Source organism: Pseudomonas sp. D5(2026) (genome assembly GCF_057766845.1).
Genome location: NZ_CM173421.1, coordinates 1,311,235 through 1,325,959 on the forward strand (window position 1 = coordinate 1,311,235; position 14,725 = coordinate 1,325,959).

16 protein-coding genes, 1 tRNA gene and 1 pseudogene are annotated in these 14,725 nt (G+C 59.4%); 14 read left to right on the forward strand and 4 right to left on the reverse strand.

The features are described from left to right. Window positions 1–68: 68 nt before the first annotated feature. From AC3B5Q_RS06025 to AC3B5Q_RS06090, 14 genes are all read left to right on the forward strand, one after another. Window positions 69–815, forward strand: a complete 747-nt coding sequence (locus AC3B5Q_RS06025; protein ID WP_021783333.1) for a YebC/PmpR family DNA-binding transcriptional regulator — start codon at window positions 69–71, stop codon at window positions 813–815. Window positions 816–1,000: 185 nt separating this feature from the next. Next, the gene (gene ruvC, locus AC3B5Q_RS06030; protein ID WP_003254769.1) at window positions 1,001–1,525 is read left to right on the forward strand and encodes a crossover junction endodeoxyribonuclease RuvC; all 525 of its coding nucleotides are present in this window, start codon (window positions 1,001–1,003) and stop codon (window positions 1,523–1,525) included. A gap of 109 nt (window positions 1,526–1,634) precedes the next feature. Further along, a complete protein-coding gene (ruvA, locus tag AC3B5Q_RS06035; protein ID WP_012273768.1) occupies window positions 1,635–2,252 on the forward strand; it encodes a Holliday junction branch migration protein RuvA in 618 nt (205 codons plus the stop codon). After that, entirely contained in the window at window positions 2,249–3,295 is a 1,047-nt protein-coding gene (gene ruvB, locus AC3B5Q_RS06040) for a Holliday junction branch migration DNA helicase RuvB (protein ID WP_003254766.1), read from the forward strand. Before ruvA ends, ruvB begins: the two co-directional genes overlap by 4 nt. 125 nt (window positions 3,296–3,420) lie before the next feature. Next, on the forward strand, window positions 3,421–3,873 hold the full coding sequence (gene ybgC / locus AC3B5Q_RS06045; protein WP_016711994.1) for a tol-pal system-associated acyl-CoA thioesterase: 453 nt from the start codon (window positions 3,421–3,423) through the stop codon (window positions 3,871–3,873). Between the two features lie 2 nt (window positions 3,874–3,875). Continuing rightward, window positions 3,876–4,571 carry a protein TolQ gene (gene tolQ, locus AC3B5Q_RS06050; RefSeq protein ID WP_010952367.1) on the forward strand — a complete coding sequence of 232 codons (696 nt, stop codon included), beginning with the start codon at window positions 3,876–3,878 and terminating at the stop codon, window positions 4,569–4,571. 14 nt (window positions 4,572–4,585) lie between these two features. Further along, window positions 4,586–5,038 carry a protein TolR gene (gene tolR, locus AC3B5Q_RS06055; protein WP_488392901.1) on the forward strand — a complete coding sequence of 151 codons (453 nt, stop codon included), beginning with the start codon at window positions 4,586–4,588 and terminating at the stop codon, window positions 5,036–5,038. Then, window positions 5,038–6,144, forward strand: coding sequence for a cell envelope integrity protein TolA (gene tolA, locus AC3B5Q_RS06060; protein ID WP_021783334.1), 1,107 nt, complete (start codon window positions 5,038–5,040; stop codon window positions 6,142–6,144). Before tolR ends, tolA begins: the two co-directional genes overlap by 1 nt. 26 nt (window positions 6,145–6,170) lie before the next feature. Beyond that, a complete protein-coding gene (tolB, locus tag AC3B5Q_RS06065) occupies window positions 6,171–7,442 on the forward strand; it encodes a Tol-Pal system beta propeller repeat protein TolB (RefSeq protein ID WP_021783335.1) in 1,272 nt (423 codons plus the stop codon). A 54-nt stretch (window positions 7,443–7,496) separates the two neighbouring features. Continuing rightward, window positions 7,497–7,997 (forward strand): peptidoglycan-associated lipoprotein Pal, encoded by a 501-nt coding sequence (gene pal, locus AC3B5Q_RS06070; RefSeq protein ID WP_003254755.1) that lies wholly within the window; start codon window positions 7,497–7,499, stop codon window positions 7,995–7,997. A gap of 6 nt (window positions 7,998–8,003) precedes the next feature. Then, window positions 8,004–8,810, forward strand: coding sequence for a tol-pal system protein YbgF (gene ybgF / locus AC3B5Q_RS06075; RefSeq protein ID WP_028698156.1), 807 nt, complete (start codon window positions 8,004–8,006; stop codon window positions 8,808–8,810). Window positions 8,811–8,978: 168 nt separating this feature from the next. Further along, window positions 8,979–9,626 (forward strand): 7-carboxy-7-deazaguanine synthase QueE, encoded by a 648-nt coding sequence (gene queE, locus AC3B5Q_RS06080; protein ID WP_003254753.1) that lies wholly within the window; start codon window positions 8,979–8,981, stop codon window positions 9,624–9,626. A 17-nt stretch (window positions 9,627–9,643) separates the two neighbouring features. After that, on the forward strand, window positions 9,644–10,318 hold the full coding sequence (gene queC / locus AC3B5Q_RS06085) for a 7-cyano-7-deazaguanine synthase QueC (protein ID WP_488392902.1): 675 nt from the start codon (window positions 9,644–9,646) through the stop codon (window positions 10,316–10,318). A gap of 60 nt (window positions 10,319–10,378) precedes the next feature. Then, window positions 10,379–10,454: transfer RNA gene (locus AC3B5Q_RS06090), tRNA-Lys, on the forward strand. 654 nt (window positions 10,455–11,108) lie between these two features. Here AC3B5Q_RS06090 and AC3B5Q_RS06095 read toward each other — a convergent pair. The 4 genes and pseudogenes from AC3B5Q_RS06095 to AC3B5Q_RS06110 all read right to left on the reverse strand — a co-directional run bounded on the left by AC3B5Q_RS06095 (window position 11,109) and on the right by AC3B5Q_RS06110 (window position 14,686). Continuing rightward, window positions 11,109–11,474: a hypothetical protein gene (locus AC3B5Q_RS06095; protein ID WP_028698154.1), complete on the reverse strand. Its 366-nt coding sequence runs from the start codon at window positions 11,472–11,474 to the stop codon at window positions 11,109–11,111. A gap of 708 nt (window positions 11,475–12,182) precedes the next feature. Beyond that, window positions 12,183–12,652: pseudogene (locus AC3B5Q_RS06100) on the reverse strand (hypothetical protein); the annotation flags it as partial. 173 nt (window positions 12,653–12,825) lie between these two features. After that, complete coding sequence (locus AC3B5Q_RS06105) at window positions 12,826–13,785, reverse strand: cation diffusion facilitator family transporter (RefSeq protein WP_101196311.1); 960 nt, start codon at window positions 13,783–13,785, stop codon at window positions 12,826–12,828. Between the two features lie 145 nt (window positions 13,786–13,930). Next, a complete protein-coding gene (locus tag AC3B5Q_RS06110; RefSeq protein ID WP_370688784.1) occupies window positions 13,931–14,686 on the reverse strand; it encodes a methyl-accepting chemotaxis protein in 756 nt (251 codons plus the stop codon). Window positions 14,687–14,725 lie beyond the last annotated feature (39 nt).

The following is a 14,725-nucleotide window of genomic DNA, read 5'->3' on the forward strand; positions in this document are numbered from 1 at the left end:
CAGGTATTTTCCCGTCCCGCCCCGTCATGGGGCGGGGCTGTTTGTGATTCAAAGGATTCGGAGTCGATATGGCTGGTCATTCCAAGTGGGCGAACATCAAGCACCGCAAAGAGCGCCAGGATGCCAAGAGAGGCAAGGTCTTCACCAAGTGGATCCGTGAACTGACGGTCGCTGCCAAGCAGGGTGGCCCTGACCCGGCATCCAACCCGCGCCTGCGCCTGGCGTTGGACAAGGCCCTGGGCGCCAACATGAGCCGCGACATCATCGATCGCGCCGTAGCCCGTGGTGCTGGCACCAACGAAAGCGACAACGTCGAAGAGCTCAGCTACGAGGGTTACGGCCCGGGTGGCGTGGCGATCATGGTCGAAGCCATGACCGACAACCGCAACCGTACCGCTGCCGCCGTGCGTCATGCCTTCACCAAGTGTGGCGGCAACCTGGGTACTGACGGCTCGGTGGCCTACCTGTTCGAGCGCAAAGGCCAGATCAGCTTTGCCCCCGGCGTGGAAGAGGACGCGTTGATGGAGGCGGCGATGGAGGCCGATGCCGACGACGTGGTGGCCAATGACGACGGTTCGTTCGACGTATTCACTTCGTTCAACAGCTTCTATGCCGTGCGTAATGCCCTGGAAGAGGCTGGCTTCGAGGCCGCTGATGCAGAAATCGTCATGCAACCGACCACCAGTGCCGAGCTCGACCAGGACGGTGCCGAAAAGGTGCTCAAGTTGATCGACATGCTCGAAGACCTGGACGACGTGCAGAACGTCTATTCCAATGCTCAGATTTCCGACGAGATCATGGAAAACCTAGGCTAAGGTGATTTGGCATTTTGTGCCAACGCTGAGCGTTTGATCGCGCCTGTGCCGGCCCTTTCGCGAGTAAACCCGCTCCTACAGGTATTACGCCCATTTCAAATGTGGTGCAGTACCTGTAGGAGCGGGTTTACCCGCGAAAGGGCCGGCGCAGTTTGTAGAGATGCATCATTTTTTCGACGGGCTTTATGACTCTGATTCTAGGTATCGACCCTGGCTCGCGCATCACCGGCTATGGCGTGGTACGCCAGACCGCCCGTGGTTGCGAGTACGTGGCGTCGGGCTGCATCCGCACCGGCAGCGGTGAGCTGCACGAGCGGCTGCAGATTGTTTTTCGTGGTGTCAGTGAAATCATTGCCCAGCACGGCCCGGTGACCATGGGCATCGAACGGGTGTTCATGGCCCGCAACGCCGATTCGGCGCTCAAGCTTGGCCAGGCACGTGGCGCGGCTATCGTCGCCGCCGCCGAGGCTGGCCTGGAGATCGCCGAGTACAGCGCCACCCAGGTCAAGCAGGCCGTGGCCGGCACGGGTGGTGCCAACAAGGAGCAGGTGATGATGATGGTCATGCATCTGCTGAAATTGACGCAAAAACCGCAGATTGACGCTTCCGATGCCCTGGCCATCGCGCTGTGCCACGCCCACACCCGCTCCAGCCTGGTGCCGCATGGCTTGAGCACAGCGCGGCGACGCGGCGGGCGCTTGCGTCTGTAAGCGCTTCATGCGCTGATACACATTTTGTTCGGGTGATACGTTCACCTGCTGCATTTGCTGATAGGGTTGAGCGGTCTTTGACCGGCTCCCCGAGAGGAAGGATCGGAACGTGATTGGACGTTTGCGCGGCACCCTGGCGGAAAAACAACCGCCTCACCTGATTATCGACGTCAACGGCGTGGGTTACGAACTGGAAGTTCCCATGACCACGCTGTACCGTCTGCCCAAAGTGGGGGAAGCCGTCACGGTGCATACCCATCTGGTCGTGCGCGAAGATGCCCACTTGCTCTACGGCTTTGCCGAAAAACGCGAGCGCGAGCTGTTTCGCGAGCTGATCCGCCTGAACGGTGTAGGGCCAAAGCTGGCCCTGGCGCTGATGTCCGGGCTGGAAGTGGATGAACTGGTGCGCTGCGTGCAGGCCCAGGACACCTCAGCCCTGGTGCGCGTGCCAGGCGTCGGCAAGAAAACCGCCGAGCGCTTGCTGGTCGAGCTCAAGGATCGATTCAAGGCCTGGGAAACCTCGCCGGCCATGTTCACCCTGGTCTCCGATGGGCCTTTACCGGTCGCCAGCGAGTCCAGTGCCGAGGCCGATGCAGTCAGTGCCCTGGTCTCGCTGGGCTACAAGCCACAGGAAGCCAGCAAGGCAATCGCCGCGATCAAGGACAAGGCCGGCCTGAGCAGTGAAGAGCTGATTCGCCGCAGCCTGAAAGGGATGATTACCAAGTGATCGAAGCCGACCGCCTGATTGCCGCCAGTGGCCGCGACCGCGAAGAAGTCCAGGACCGTGCGATTCGCCCCCTGAGCCTGGACGAGTACATCGGCCAGCCAGTGGTGCGAGAGCAGATGGCGCTGTTCATCCAGGCGGCCCGAGGCCGCGGCGAGTCGCTTGACCACACGCTGATCTTCGGCCCGCCCGGCCTGGGCAAGACCACCCTGGCCAACATCATCGCCCATGAAATGGGGGTGTCGGTGAAGAGCACTTCGGGGCCGATTCTCGAGCGCCCCGGGGACCTGGCAGCCATGCTGACCAACCTCGAGCCGCACGACGTGCTGTTCATCGATGAAATCCACCGGCTGTCACCTGTTGTCGAAGAGGTGCTGTACCCGGCCATGGAGGACTTCCAGCTCGACATCATGATCGGCGAAGGCCCGGCAGCCCGATCCATCAAGCTTGATCTGCCACCCTTCACCCTGGTGGGGGCTACTACCCGTGCCGGCATGCTGACCAACCCGCTGCGTGACCGCTTCGGTATCGTCCAGCGCCTGGAGTTCTACAACGACAAGGATCTGAGCACCATCGTCAGCCGCTCGGCCAACATCCTTGGCCTGGCCATCGAAGACCAGGGCGCCTACGAGATTGCCCGCCGTGCCCGTGGCACGCCGCGCATCGCCAACCGCCTGCTGCGCCGCGTGCGTGACTACGCCGAGGTGCGCGGCAAGGGCCAGATCACCAAGGCCGTGGCGGACATGGCGCTGAACCTGCTGGACGTCGACGAGCGTGGTTTCGACCACTCGGACCGTCGCCTGCTGCTGACCATGATCGAGAAGTTCGATGGTGGCCCGGTGGGCGTGGACAACCTGGCTGCAGCCATCAGCGAAGAGCGTCATACCATCGAAGATGTGCTTGAGCCGTACCTCATCCAGCAGGGCTACATCATGCGCACGCCGCGCGGCCGCGTGGTTACCCGGCATGCCTACCTGCACTTTGGGCTGAATATCCCCGGGCGCTTGGGGGAGGGGGGCGATTTTTCCGAGCCAGGCGATGAATGACAGATCAAAAGCGACTTTTTGTGGTCCTACCGCTGGCATGCCCTTGGCGCGCTGGCAATAAGACATTAATGAAGAAAAAACAGTTGCCACAGCGGATTGGCAAGCTGAGGAGTAAGCACTAGAGTATGCGCGCGCAAAATCAGCTCGAACCGTTCGCACATCGGTGTCGCGTCTATTACGAAGATACCGATGCGGGCGGCGTGGTGTATTACGTCAACTACCTGAAATTCATGGAGCGCGCGCGCACCGAACGCCTGCGGCACCTGGGCTTTTCCCAGTCGCAGCTGGCTGAAGACAACCTGCTGTTCGTTGTCCATTCCAGCGAAGCGCGCTATCACGCGCCGGCGCGGCTTGATGACGAATTGCGGGTGACCGCGCAAGTACTTGAACTCAATCGCGCCAGCCTGCGTTTCGTACAGCAGGTGTGGCGGGAAAAGGATGAAACGCTGCTTTGCGAAGGGCAGTTCCTGGTGGCCGCCGTGCGCGCCGACACTTTCAAACCCCGAGCCATACCGCCCCAGCTGCGCGACGCCTTTGCGGCGGACGGCTCGGGTAATCAATCGAATGCAGGAGAATAAGCGTGGAAGCTAACGTCGTCGACCATACCTCCATGTGGAGTCTGGTCAGCAATGCCAGCGTGGTGGTACAGCTGGTAATGCTGACCCTGGTGGCCGCCTCGGTCACCTCATGGATCATGATCTTCCAGCGCAGCACCATGCTGCGCGCCGGTCGTCGTGCGCTGGATGCCTTCGAAGAGCGCTTCTGGTCGGGCATCGACCTGTCCAAGCTGTACCGCCAGGCAGGCAGCAACCCAGACCCGGACTCCGGTGTGGAGCAGGTGTTCCGTGCCGGTTTCAAGGAGTTCTCGCGTCTGCGTCAACAGCCGGGCGTTGATCCCGACGCGGTCATGGAAGGCGTTGGCCGTGCCATGCGCGTTGCCATTTCGCGCGAGGAAGAAAAACTCGAGCAGAGCCTGCCGTTCCTGGCCACCGTTGGTTCGACCAGCCCGTATATCGGCCTGTTCGGCACTGTATGGGGCATCATGAACTCCTTCCGCGGCCTGGCCAGCGCCCAGCAGGCCACCCTGGCCACCGTTGCTCCGGGCATCGCCGAAGCACTGATCGCAACCGCCATCGGCCTGTTCGCGGCAATCCCGGCTGTTATTGCCTACAACCGTTTCGCCGCACGCAGTGAAGTGCTGATCGGCCGTTACTACACCTTCGCCGACGAGTTCCAGGCGATCCTGCACCGCAAAGTGCACACCAGCGAAGAGTAATCAGGTAGAAGCCCATGGCCCGAGTTCGCCACAAACGCAAGCCCGTCGCCGAGATGAACGTGGTGCCCTACATCGACGTGATGCTGGTGCTGCTGGTCATCTTCATGGTGACGGCGCCCATGCTCAACCAGGGCGTGAAGGTCGACCTGCCCAAGGTTTCCAGCGAAGCCTTGCCGCAGGACAACAACGTCCAGATCCTCACCATCTCCATCAAGGCCGATAAAACCTATTACTGGAACCTCGGCAGCGAAGTCGATACCGACAAGCAGATGGACGAAGCCATGACCTTGCCGGCCATGACCGACGCCGTCACCAAGATCATTGCTGCCGGCCGTGACCAGGGCAAGCAGACCCAGGTGTTCATTCGTGGCGACAAGGCTGTCGACTATGGCGCGGTCATGGGTGCCATGGGCGGGTTGCAGAAGGCCGGTGTCGGTAACGTTGGCCTGATTACCGAGGCGCCCTGATGCAACAGCGAGAGCCATCCGCCTCGGAAAGCTACTTCTGGCCCAGTGTCTGGGCCATCGGCCTGCATGTGCTGGTGTTCGCCCTGCTGTTCGTCAGTTTTGCCATGACGCCTGAGCTGCCGCCATCCAAGCCGATTGTTCAGGCTACCTTGTATCAGCTCAAGTCCAAGAGCCAGGCGACCACCCAGACCAATCAGAAGATTGCCGGGGAGGCGAAGAAAACCGCTTCGCGCCAGACCGAAGTTGAGCAATTGGAACAGAAGAAGGTCGAGCAAGAGGCCGTGAAGGCCGCGGAACAAAAGAAGGCCGACGCTGCTCAAAAGGCCGAAGAGGCTCGCGAGGCTGCTGAAGCGAAAAAAGCCGAGGCCGCTGAAGCCGCCAAGGCTGCCGAGGCAAAGAAAGCTGCCGAAGCCAAGAAAGCCGAAGAGGCGAAGAAAGCCGCCGAGAAGCAGCAGGCCGACATCGCCAAGAAGAAGGCCGAGGACGAAGCGAAGAAAAAAGCCGAAGAAGAGGCCAAGAAAGCGGCCGCTGAAGAGGCGAAGAAACAAGCCGCCGAGGACGCCAGGAAGAAGGCAGCCGAAGAGGCCAAGAAGAAAGCAGCCGAGGACGCCAAGAAGAAAGCGGCGGCCGAGGACGCGAAGAAGAAGGCAGCTGAAGAGGCCAAGAAAAAGGCCGCTGCAGACGCCCAGAAGAAAAAGGCACAGGAAGCGGCCCGCAAGGCGGCAGAAGACAAGAAAGCCCAGGCCCTGGCCGAGCTGTTGTCTGACACCACCGAGCGGCAGCAGGCGCTGGCTGACGAGCAGGGCGATCAGGTAGCTGGCGACTTCGACGACCTGATCCGTATGCGCGCGGCCGAGGGCTGGGCGCGTCCGCCTTCCGCGCGCAAGGGCATGACGGTGACCCTGCAGGTCAGCATGTTGCCGGACGGTACCATTACCAGTGTCAGCGTGGCCCGTTCCAGTGGTGACGGCCCGTACGACAGTTCGGCAGTGGCTGCGGTCAAGAACATTGGTCGTCTGACCGAGATGCAGGGTATGAAGCCGAGCGATTTCAACCGTTATCGTTCGTTCAAGATGACATTTACACCTGAGGATCTAGCGTTGTGATTAAACGTCTGAGAGGACTGCTGGTCATGCTGTGCTGCGTGGCAGGCATGGCCGTTGCAGAGGAAAAGAACATCCTGGTCACCAGCGGCAGCGATCGGGCTACCCCCATCGCGGTAGTGCCGTTCGGTCTGCAGGGCGGCAGCGTGCTGCCAGAGGACATTGCTGACATCATCGGCAACGACCTGCGCAACTCTGGCTACTACTCGCCAATCCCGCGGCAGAACATGATCAGCCAGCCGTCGCAGGCCAGCGAAGTGATCTTCCGTGACTGGAAAGCGCTGGGAGCCCAGTACGTGATGGTCGGTAGCATTGTGCCGTCGGGCGGTCGCCTGCAGGTGCAGTACGCGCTGTTCAACGTCGCCACCGAGCAGCAAGTGCTGACCGGCAGCGTAGCGGGCAGCACCGACCAGCTGCGCGACATGGCGCACTACATCGCCGACCAGTCGTTCGAGAAGCTCACCGGCATCAAAGGCGCGTTCTCGACGCGCATGTTGTACGTAACGGCCGAGCGTTTCTCCACCAACAACACCCGCTACACCCTCCAGCGTTCGGACTACGACGGTGCACGTGCGGTGACCCTGCTGCAATCGCGTGAGCCGATCCTGTCGCCGCGCTTTGCGCCGGATGGCAAACGTATCGCCTACGTTTCGTTCGAGCAGAAGCGCCCACGTATCTTCGTGCAGAACATCGATACTGGCCGCCGCGAGCAGGTCACGAACTTCGAAGGCCTGAACGGTGCGCCAGCCTGGTCGCCGGACGGTTCGCGCCTGGCGTTCGTGCTGTCCAAGGACGGCAACCCGGACATCTACGTGATGAATATGGCTTCGCGCCAGATCAGCCGTGTTACTGCAGGCCCGGGTATCAATACCGAGCCGTTCTGGGGCAAAGATGGCAATACCCTTTACTTCACTTCCGACCGTGGCGGCAAACCGCAGATCTATAAACAGTCGGTCAGTGGCGGTGGTGCCGAGCGTGTGACGTTCGTGGGTAACTACAATGCCAACCCGAAACTTTCGGCGGACGAGAAGACCTTGGTAATGATTCATCGCCAACAGGGCTTTACCAACTTCAAAGTGGCGGCCCAGGACTTGCAGCGCGGAAGTGTAAAGATTCTGTCTGAAACAAGTCTTGATGAGTCTCCCACTGTTGCGCCAAACGGCACCATGCTAATCTACGCCACCCGCCAGCAGGGCCGGGGAGTCTTGATGCTCGTGTCGCTTAATGGCCGCGTGAGGCTCCCACTTCCTACCGCTCAAGGCGAAGTCAGAGAACCGTCCTGGTCCCCTTACCTGAACTGATTGCGGCGTAATACATTTTGCTTAACACACTGGGGTTTCATTAGGAGTTTCACGATGGAAATGCTGAAGTTTGGTAAATTTGCTGCGCTGGCCCTGGCCATGGCCGTAGCTGTAGGTTGCTCCTCGAAGGGCGGTGACAACGCAGGCGAAGGCGCTGCTGTAGACCCTAACGCTGGCTACGGTGCCAACACTGGCGCTGTTGACGGCTCCCTGAGCGAAGAAGCCGCTCTGCGCGCAATCACCACCTTCTACTTCGAATACGACAGCTCGGACCTGAAGCCAGAAGCCATGCGCGCTCTGGACGTTCACGCCAAGGACCTGAAAGCCAACGGCAACCGTGTTGTTCTGGAAGGTAACACCGACGAGCGCGGCACCCGCGAGTACAACATGGCTCTGGGTGAGCGTCGTGCCAAGGCCGTTCAGCGCTACCTGGTTCTGCAGGGCGTTTCCCCTGCTCAGCTGGAACTGGTTTCCTACGGCGAAGAGCGTCCAGTTGCTACCGGCAACGACGAGCAGTCCTGGGCTCAGAACCGTCGCGTAGAACTGCGTAAGTAAGTTCTTATGCGTATGTGCCGCCGTGTAGTAACCGTCCTCGCACTCAGCCTGCCGCTTGCGGCCTGGGCTGAGGTCCCTGTAGTAGATGACAACGCAGGCAGCTATCCGCCTGTGGGTTATGGCACGAGCGGCGCCTATGCCGGGTCAGGGGCTTCGGCCCCTGCCTCTGCACAGGGCCAGCTGTTCATGCAGCTGCAACAGATGCAGGATCAGCTTTCCCGCCAGCAAGGCATCATCGAAGAGCTGCAAAACGATGTGTCGCGCATGAAGCAGGAAAACCTGGAGCGTTACCAGGACCTGGACCGTCGCATCAACAGTGGCGCTGCGCCTGCCGCAACCCCTGACAATTCCTCCGGTGGTGGTGCGTCCAATGCCGCCCCCGATGCCGCAGCAGGTGCTGCTGCGCAACAACCGGCCGGCAGTAGCCAGCCCGGTGATCCGGCGAAAGAGAAGCTCTACTACGACGCTGCTTTCGACCTGATCAAACAGAAAGACTTCGACAAGGCCAGCCAGGCGTTCAACGCCTTCCTGCGCAAGTACCCCAACAGCCAGTACGCCGGTAATGCCCAATACTGGTTGGGTGAAGTGAACCTGGCCAAGGGCGACCTGCAAGGCGCCAGCCAGGCCTTTGCCCAGGTCAGCCAGAAGTACCCGAAGCACAGCAAGGTGCCTGATTCGCTGTACAAACTGGCTGATGTCGAGCGCCGTATGGGTCATACCGACAAGGTGAAGGGCATCCTGCAGCAGGTCATCACCCAGTACCCGGGCACCTCTGCTGCTCAACTGGCCCAGCGTGACCTGCAGAAGCTCTAGGCGTCCCCGCTGTACCGCTCGAAAGAAACCCGCGCCAGTCGCGGGTTTTTTCGTTAGAATCACTGCCCTTTTTTCTTAAACACGCTGCTGCGGATAACGCTATGTCGAGTCCGCAACAGTGCCTGACGGAGGCGGACAGCCTGTTTAGCTGTCACGCCCGTGGCGAGCATGCAAGACACATTACGCATCACCGAAGTCTTTTACTCTTTGCAGGGTGAGACGCGAACGGCCGGGCTGCCCACGGTTTTTGTGCGCCTCACCGGTTGCCCCCTGCGTTGCCAGTACTGCGACAGTGCCTATGCCTTTAGTGGCGGTACCGTGCGCACCCTTGATTCGATCCTTGAGCAGGTGGCCGGCTTCAAGCCGCGCTACGTCTGTGTCACCGGTGGCGAACCACTGGCGCAGCCCAACGCCTTGCCGTTGCTGCAGCGGCTGTGTGACGCCGGTTACGAGGTGTCGCTGGAGACCAGCGGTGCGCTGGATATTGCCGGCACCGACACCCGCGTCAGCCGTGTGGTCGACCTGAAAACCCCAGGTTCCGAAGAGTCGCACCGTAATCGCTACGAGAACATCGAGCAGCTGACGCGTAACGACCAGGTCAAGTTCGTCATCTGTTCCCGCGAGGACTATGACTGGGCGGTATCCAAGCTGATTCAGTACAACCTGGCTGAGCGTGCCGGTGAGGTGTTGTTCTCTCCCAGCCATCATCAGGTGAACGCCAGTGACCTGGCTGACTGGATCGTTGCCGACAACTTGCCCGTACGCTTCCAGTTGCAGTTGCACAAGCTGCTGTGGAACGACGAGCCCGGACGTTGATTGAGGAGCACGTATACATGACCGAAAAACGCGCAGTAATCCTGTTGTCCGGTGGCCTGGACTCAGCCACCGTGGTTGCCACGGCCAAAGCCGAAGGCTACAGCTGCTACACCATGAGCTTCGACTACGGGCAGCGTCATCGTGCCGAGCTGAACGCCGCTGCCCGCGTGGCCCGCGACTTGGGTGTGGTTGAGCACAAGGTCATTGGGCTGAATCTCGACGGCATCGGCGGTTCGGCATTGACCGACAGCAGCATCGACGTGCCGGAAGCCCCGGGTGAAGGCATTCCGGTCACTTACGTGCCGGCGCGCAATACTGTGTTCCTTTCGCTGGCCTTGGGTTGGGCAGAAGTGCTGGAAGCGCGCGACATCTTCATTGGCGTCAATGCCGTGGATTACTCTGGCTACCCGGATTGCCGACCCGAGTTCGTCGAGGCCTTCGAGCGTATGGCCAACCTGGCGACCAAGGCTGGCGTAGAAGGGCAGGGCTTCCGCATCCAGGCGCCGCTGCAGAACATGAGCAAGGCTCAGATCGTGCAGGCTGGTATGGCTCGTGGTGTGGACTACAGCTTGACCGTTTCCTGCTACCAGGCCGACGATGACGGCCGTGCCTGTGGCAAATGCGACAGCTGCCGCCTGCGCGCCGATGGCTTCAAGGCAGCCGGTATCGAAGACCCGACGCGGTATTTTTGAACAAAGTTTGATGGGGTATTGATTTCTCGTTAGAAATCAGTATTATACGCGCCATCCAACGGGTCGTTAGCTCAGTTGGTAGAGCAGTTGGCTTTTAACCAATTGGTCGTAGGTTCGAATCCTACACGACCCACCATATGCAAAGCGGTTCGTGAGTACTAGAGAGGGAGGCTTGCCTCAGCCAGTTTCTAGTCTTGCAGCCGTCTGAGGCGAACCTTAGGCTCGCTTCGTCGTGATGTAAATATGGAATAGCCCGCCTGTCATGGTGGGCTTTTTCGTGTCTGCCCTAGAAAAGTCAATGAGTTAGCGGGTTAGCGGGCTATCACGGCTATAGGTAACCGCGCGTCCGCATGGTCATAAATCGCACGCAGCCGAAACCATGGCGCCAGTTTCCTAGCACGATGACTTGGGATAGCTCTGCCTTGTTCGTCGAACTACGGGCGGATGGCTCGGCGCTCGCAGTGCTGGTTCAAGGGGAGGTGCGAGCGCTGTTGGGCGTGACTGTTTGACTTGCAGACGTTCGGGATGCCGGCGTCGTCTTTACGCCTGATGTCATCGATCTGAATAGCAGGGTGGGTGTGAAAAGCTCCTCTGGGGCAACAGGTCGCTGGAACAGCTTGCAGCGCCCCTTACTGCTCGACGCAGCGTTCTTGAGCAAGGAGTTCCACGAAGCGCGCGGCAATAAGGAATTTTGTACCTTTCTAACCAGGACTGAAGATGATTGGAGTTGGCCAGCTGGGACGAGGCCATCTATCTGGCCATCGTCCCGATAATGCCAGTCAATTATTTTTCAACGATCTGCATAATGGGAAATGGTAAGCGCAATGAGCAGCACGATTTGGATGGCTAACATGCTCACCAATAATCGTTTCATGTTGGGCGGGAAACGTTTAACTTCATTTAAGTCAATTAAGCCTCTGCGCAAAAAAATTGTCGGTATGGCAAGTACCATAGAGATCAATCCCGTACGCATGACTTTACCAAGCAAGCCTGCATGTTGGAATGTTTTTTTATTGCCAGTCACGAACTTACAATTTGTGAGAAACGACTCAAAGTCTTCAGTGTATCTATGCGCAATATAGCACTGCACGATCATCGCCAGATTCATGGGCGCAAGGATAAACAACGCAATTAATCCAGGGTCAACTTGATTCACTCCGATACCTCACGATATAAAAAATCACCCACCTTCTCGCCTCTCTCGCTCCCGAAGTCACCGGCGATTTTACCGCCTACTGTACCGCCTACCGCAGCACAAATCAGCGCTCTTGGGTCGCCTGTACTAAACCCCAGAACGACTGCACAAGCACCACCCCCCCTACCATACCCCCGAAGCTGCCGCCTCCCAGGCCACCTATCATAAAAACTCAGTCAGTGCAGTATATCTTCAACGGGCTTTGCCTACTTATAACTGGGACTGAAGGTGATTGGAGTTGGCCAGCTGGGACTGGGCTATCTATCTGGCCATCGTAACGATTAAGCTAATGTCACTCAGCTAAGCTTCAACTATATACATAATGGAAAATGGTTAGTGCGATTAGCAGCATGATTTGGATTGTTAACAAGCTCACCAATAACCGCTTCGTGTTGGGCGGGAAACGTTTAACTTCATTTAAGTCAATTAAGTTTCTACGCAAAAAAATTGTCGGCATCGCCAGCACCAGAGAGATCGATCCCGTGCGCATGACTTTGCCCAGTAAGCCTGCATGCTGGAATATTTTCTTATTTCCGGTCACGTACGTACAATTCGGAAGAAACGATTCAAAGTGCTCAGTATATTTGTGTGCGATGTAACAAAGCCCGATCATAGACAGAGTTATGGGGGCAAGTATCAACAGCGCAATCCATCCAGGGTCAACTGCATTCACTCTGAAACCTCACTATATAATAAATCACCCATCATCTCGCCTCCCCAGCTTCCGATGTCTCCGAATATTTTACCGCCTACTGCACCGCCTACCACAGCACAAACCAGCGCTCCAGGGCCGCCTGTACTAAATCCCAGAACGACTACACAAGCACCACCCCCTGCCATACCTCCCGCATACCCTCCGAGGCTGCCGCCTCCCAGGCCACCTATCAACGCCGAGCTTTCAACATATTTGGCGCGGCGGCACTGCTCCTCCCGGCCCATTGTGCAGGCTTTATGAATCGACAAGCCTGTGGCGGCCACATCCAGCGCAGTACCGATATACGTGCCTTTCTTGACCAGATTCGACGCTTTGGCAACACCAGATACCTTGTCTGCATAGCCGGCGATCTCGCTGTATGGAGGTAGCTGCGGGTCGAGATGCCCAATGCCTGCTTGACCTTCCCTTGGTTACGTGCATCGCTCATCGTCTTACCTCACGCGCAAGTCATCGGGGCTCGGCTGAGGAACGTTTTGAGCCTGGGGTTGATTGGTCGGACGCTGACCGCCGCCGCCAGACAGAGATACTTGCTCGATGCGATGTGGACGTTTCGTTTGCGCTACGGGTTTCGGAAAAAGGGCGCAGAGCGCCCACACATCACTCGGCCCATTCCGGGTCGCCAGTGAACACCACCGTCAGCCAACGGTCCGGCCCTTCACCGCCCACCGCGTCACCAATTTCGTTACGCCACGCATCCCATTCATCAATGGTCTTGGCCGCCATGGCCTTGGGCACGATGAAATACAGCTCAATTTCCCTCGAGCGCCCGACCTTGGCGACATAGGCGCGGTAAGACTGCAGGCCGTGGCGGGCGACGAAGGCCTTGGCCACTTCATCCACGTGCAGTTTGAGGTCGCCGGGGGTGACCAGGAAGATTTCAGACAGCGCCTGACGCACCACCGACATCGGCAACGGCACGATCACCAGGCACACCAGCGCCAGCACCGCCGGGTCGATGTACGGTGATACCCATTCCAGCGAAGTGCCCTGTACTGCATAGCCAAAGCAGAAGGCGATCAGCAGCGCGGCAGTGATGCTGGCTGACATCACCCAGCCCTTGACGTCCATGCGCACGAAGTCTGACTTCAGTTTGCGGTTGGCGCGTGCCTCGACGACGGCGATGCTCACGCAGGTGATCACCGTCAGCATTGCGTAGACCATGGCAATGCCGAACTCCAGGTGGCGCCCGCCTTGCAGCAGGCTGCTGACGGCGTTGATCAGCGCGTAGATTGCCACGCCGCTGAGCAGGATGCCGTTGAGTGCCAGTACCATGGGCTCCAGGTGCCAGAAACCCATGGTGAAGCGTTCGCGCAGCTTGCGCGACATCTGCACGCTGGTGGTGTGCGAAGTGATCAGCTTGACCACCACAAGCGACAGCCCGCTCATGCTGGCATCCACCAGCGAGTAGACGCCGTCGAAGATGATGGAGAACGAGCCGGAGGCCAGGCCGAAGGCGATGCCGATGGTGGCAATGAACAGGGTGGCGGCGATCGAGGTGCGTAAAAGCCCTTGTTCGCTGGTGATGTCGAAGAAGGTGGATCGGGTTGCGGTTTGCATGAGTAGTGCTCAGTAAAAACGACGATGCTGTTGTGTCTGCAAGGGCCTCTTCGCGGGCAAGCCCGCTCCCACAGGGTCTGCACCAGCCTCGAAAGCCACTACGCCCCTGTGGGAGCGGGCTTGCCCGCGAAGAGGCCCTTGCAGGTCAGACGCGAAACTGCTCCATCAGCGCCTGCTGCTGGTTGGCCAGCCGGTTCAATGCCTGGCTGATACGTGCTGATTCGTCGGCCTGGCCAGCCAGTGACTCTGTCACATCGCGGATGCCGGCCACGTTGCGGTTCACTTCCTCAGCCACCGCGCTCTGCTCTTCCGCTGCCGAGGCAATTTGCAGGTTCATGTCACTGATGACCGCCACCGCCTCGCCAATGCGTTGCAGTGCTGGCAATGCCTGTTCCATGCGTGCGGCGCTGTCCTGGGCCTGGCGTTGGCCTGCATGCATGGCCCCGACAACGTCTTGGGTGCCTTGCTGAAGGCCTTCGATAACTTGGCGAATTTCCTCCACCGAAACCTGCGTGCGCTGGGCCAGGCCGCGCACCTCATCGGCAACCACGGCGAAGCCACGCCCGGCTTCGCCTGCGCGGGCCGCTTCGATGGCGGCATTCAGTGCCAGCAGGTTGGTTTGCTCGGCAATGGTGCGGATCACTTCAAGCACCGAGCCGATTTGTCCGCTGCGGTCTTCCAGTGCGCGCGCCTCGTCCATGGCAGTGTTCATGCCTGCGGCCAGGCGGTCGATGCCCTGGCGCGTGCTGTCGACCAATTGCAAGCCTTCCTGGCTGGCTTGATCCGCAGCACGTGCGGCCTGGGCCGCCTGCGAGGCGTTGTGGGCGACATCCAGGGCCGTGGCGCTCATTTCGTTGGCCGCTGTGGCCACCTGTTCGATTTCGCGATGCTGTTGCTGCATACCGTTGCTGGTCTGGCTGGCGATGGCCGCCGATTGGTC

Excerpts from the sequence above, each read along its gene's own strand:
- AC3B5Q_RS06025 (WP_021783333.1), top strand. The coding sequence starts at position 69 with ATGGCTGGTCATTCCAAGTGGGCGAACATCAAGCACCGCAAAGAGCGC.
- ruvC (WP_003254769.1), top strand. The coding sequence starts at position 1,001 with ATGACTCTGATTCTAGGTATCGACCCTGGCTCGCGCATCACCGGCTAT.
- ybgC (WP_016711994.1), top strand. The coding sequence starts at position 3,421 with ATGCGCGCGCAAAATCAGCTCGAACCGTTCGCACATCGGTGTCGCGTC.
- tolR (WP_488392901.1), top strand. The coding sequence starts at position 4,586 with ATGGCCCGAGTTCGCCACAAACGCAAGCCCGTCGCCGAGATGAACGTG.
- tolA (WP_021783334.1), top strand. The coding sequence starts at position 5,038 with ATGCAACAGCGAGAGCCATCCGCCTCGGAAAGCTACTTCTGGCCCAGT.
- tolB (WP_021783335.1), top strand. The coding sequence starts at position 6,171 with ATGCTGTGCTGCGTGGCAGGCATGGCCGTTGCAGAGGAAAAGAACATC.
- pal (WP_003254755.1), top strand. The coding sequence starts at position 7,497 with ATGGAAATGCTGAAGTTTGGTAAATTTGCTGCGCTGGCCCTGGCCATG.
- ybgF (WP_028698156.1), top strand. The coding sequence starts at position 8,004 with ATGCGTATGTGCCGCCGTGTAGTAACCGTCCTCGCACTCAGCCTGCCG.
- queE (WP_003254753.1), top strand. The coding sequence starts at position 8,979 with ATGCAAGACACATTACGCATCACCGAAGTCTTTTACTCTTTGCAGGGT.
- queC (WP_488392902.1), top strand. The coding sequence starts at position 9,644 with ATGACCGAAAAACGCGCAGTAATCCTGTTGTCCGGTGGCCTGGACTCA.
- AC3B5Q_RS06105 (WP_101196311.1), bottom strand. The coding sequence starts at position 13,785 with ATGCAAACCGCAACCCGATCCACCTTCTTCGACATCACCAGCGAACAA.
- AC3B5Q_RS06110 (WP_370688784.1), bottom strand. The coding sequence starts at position 14,686 with ATGCAGCAACAGCATCGCGAAATCGAACAGGTGGCCACAGCGGCCAAC.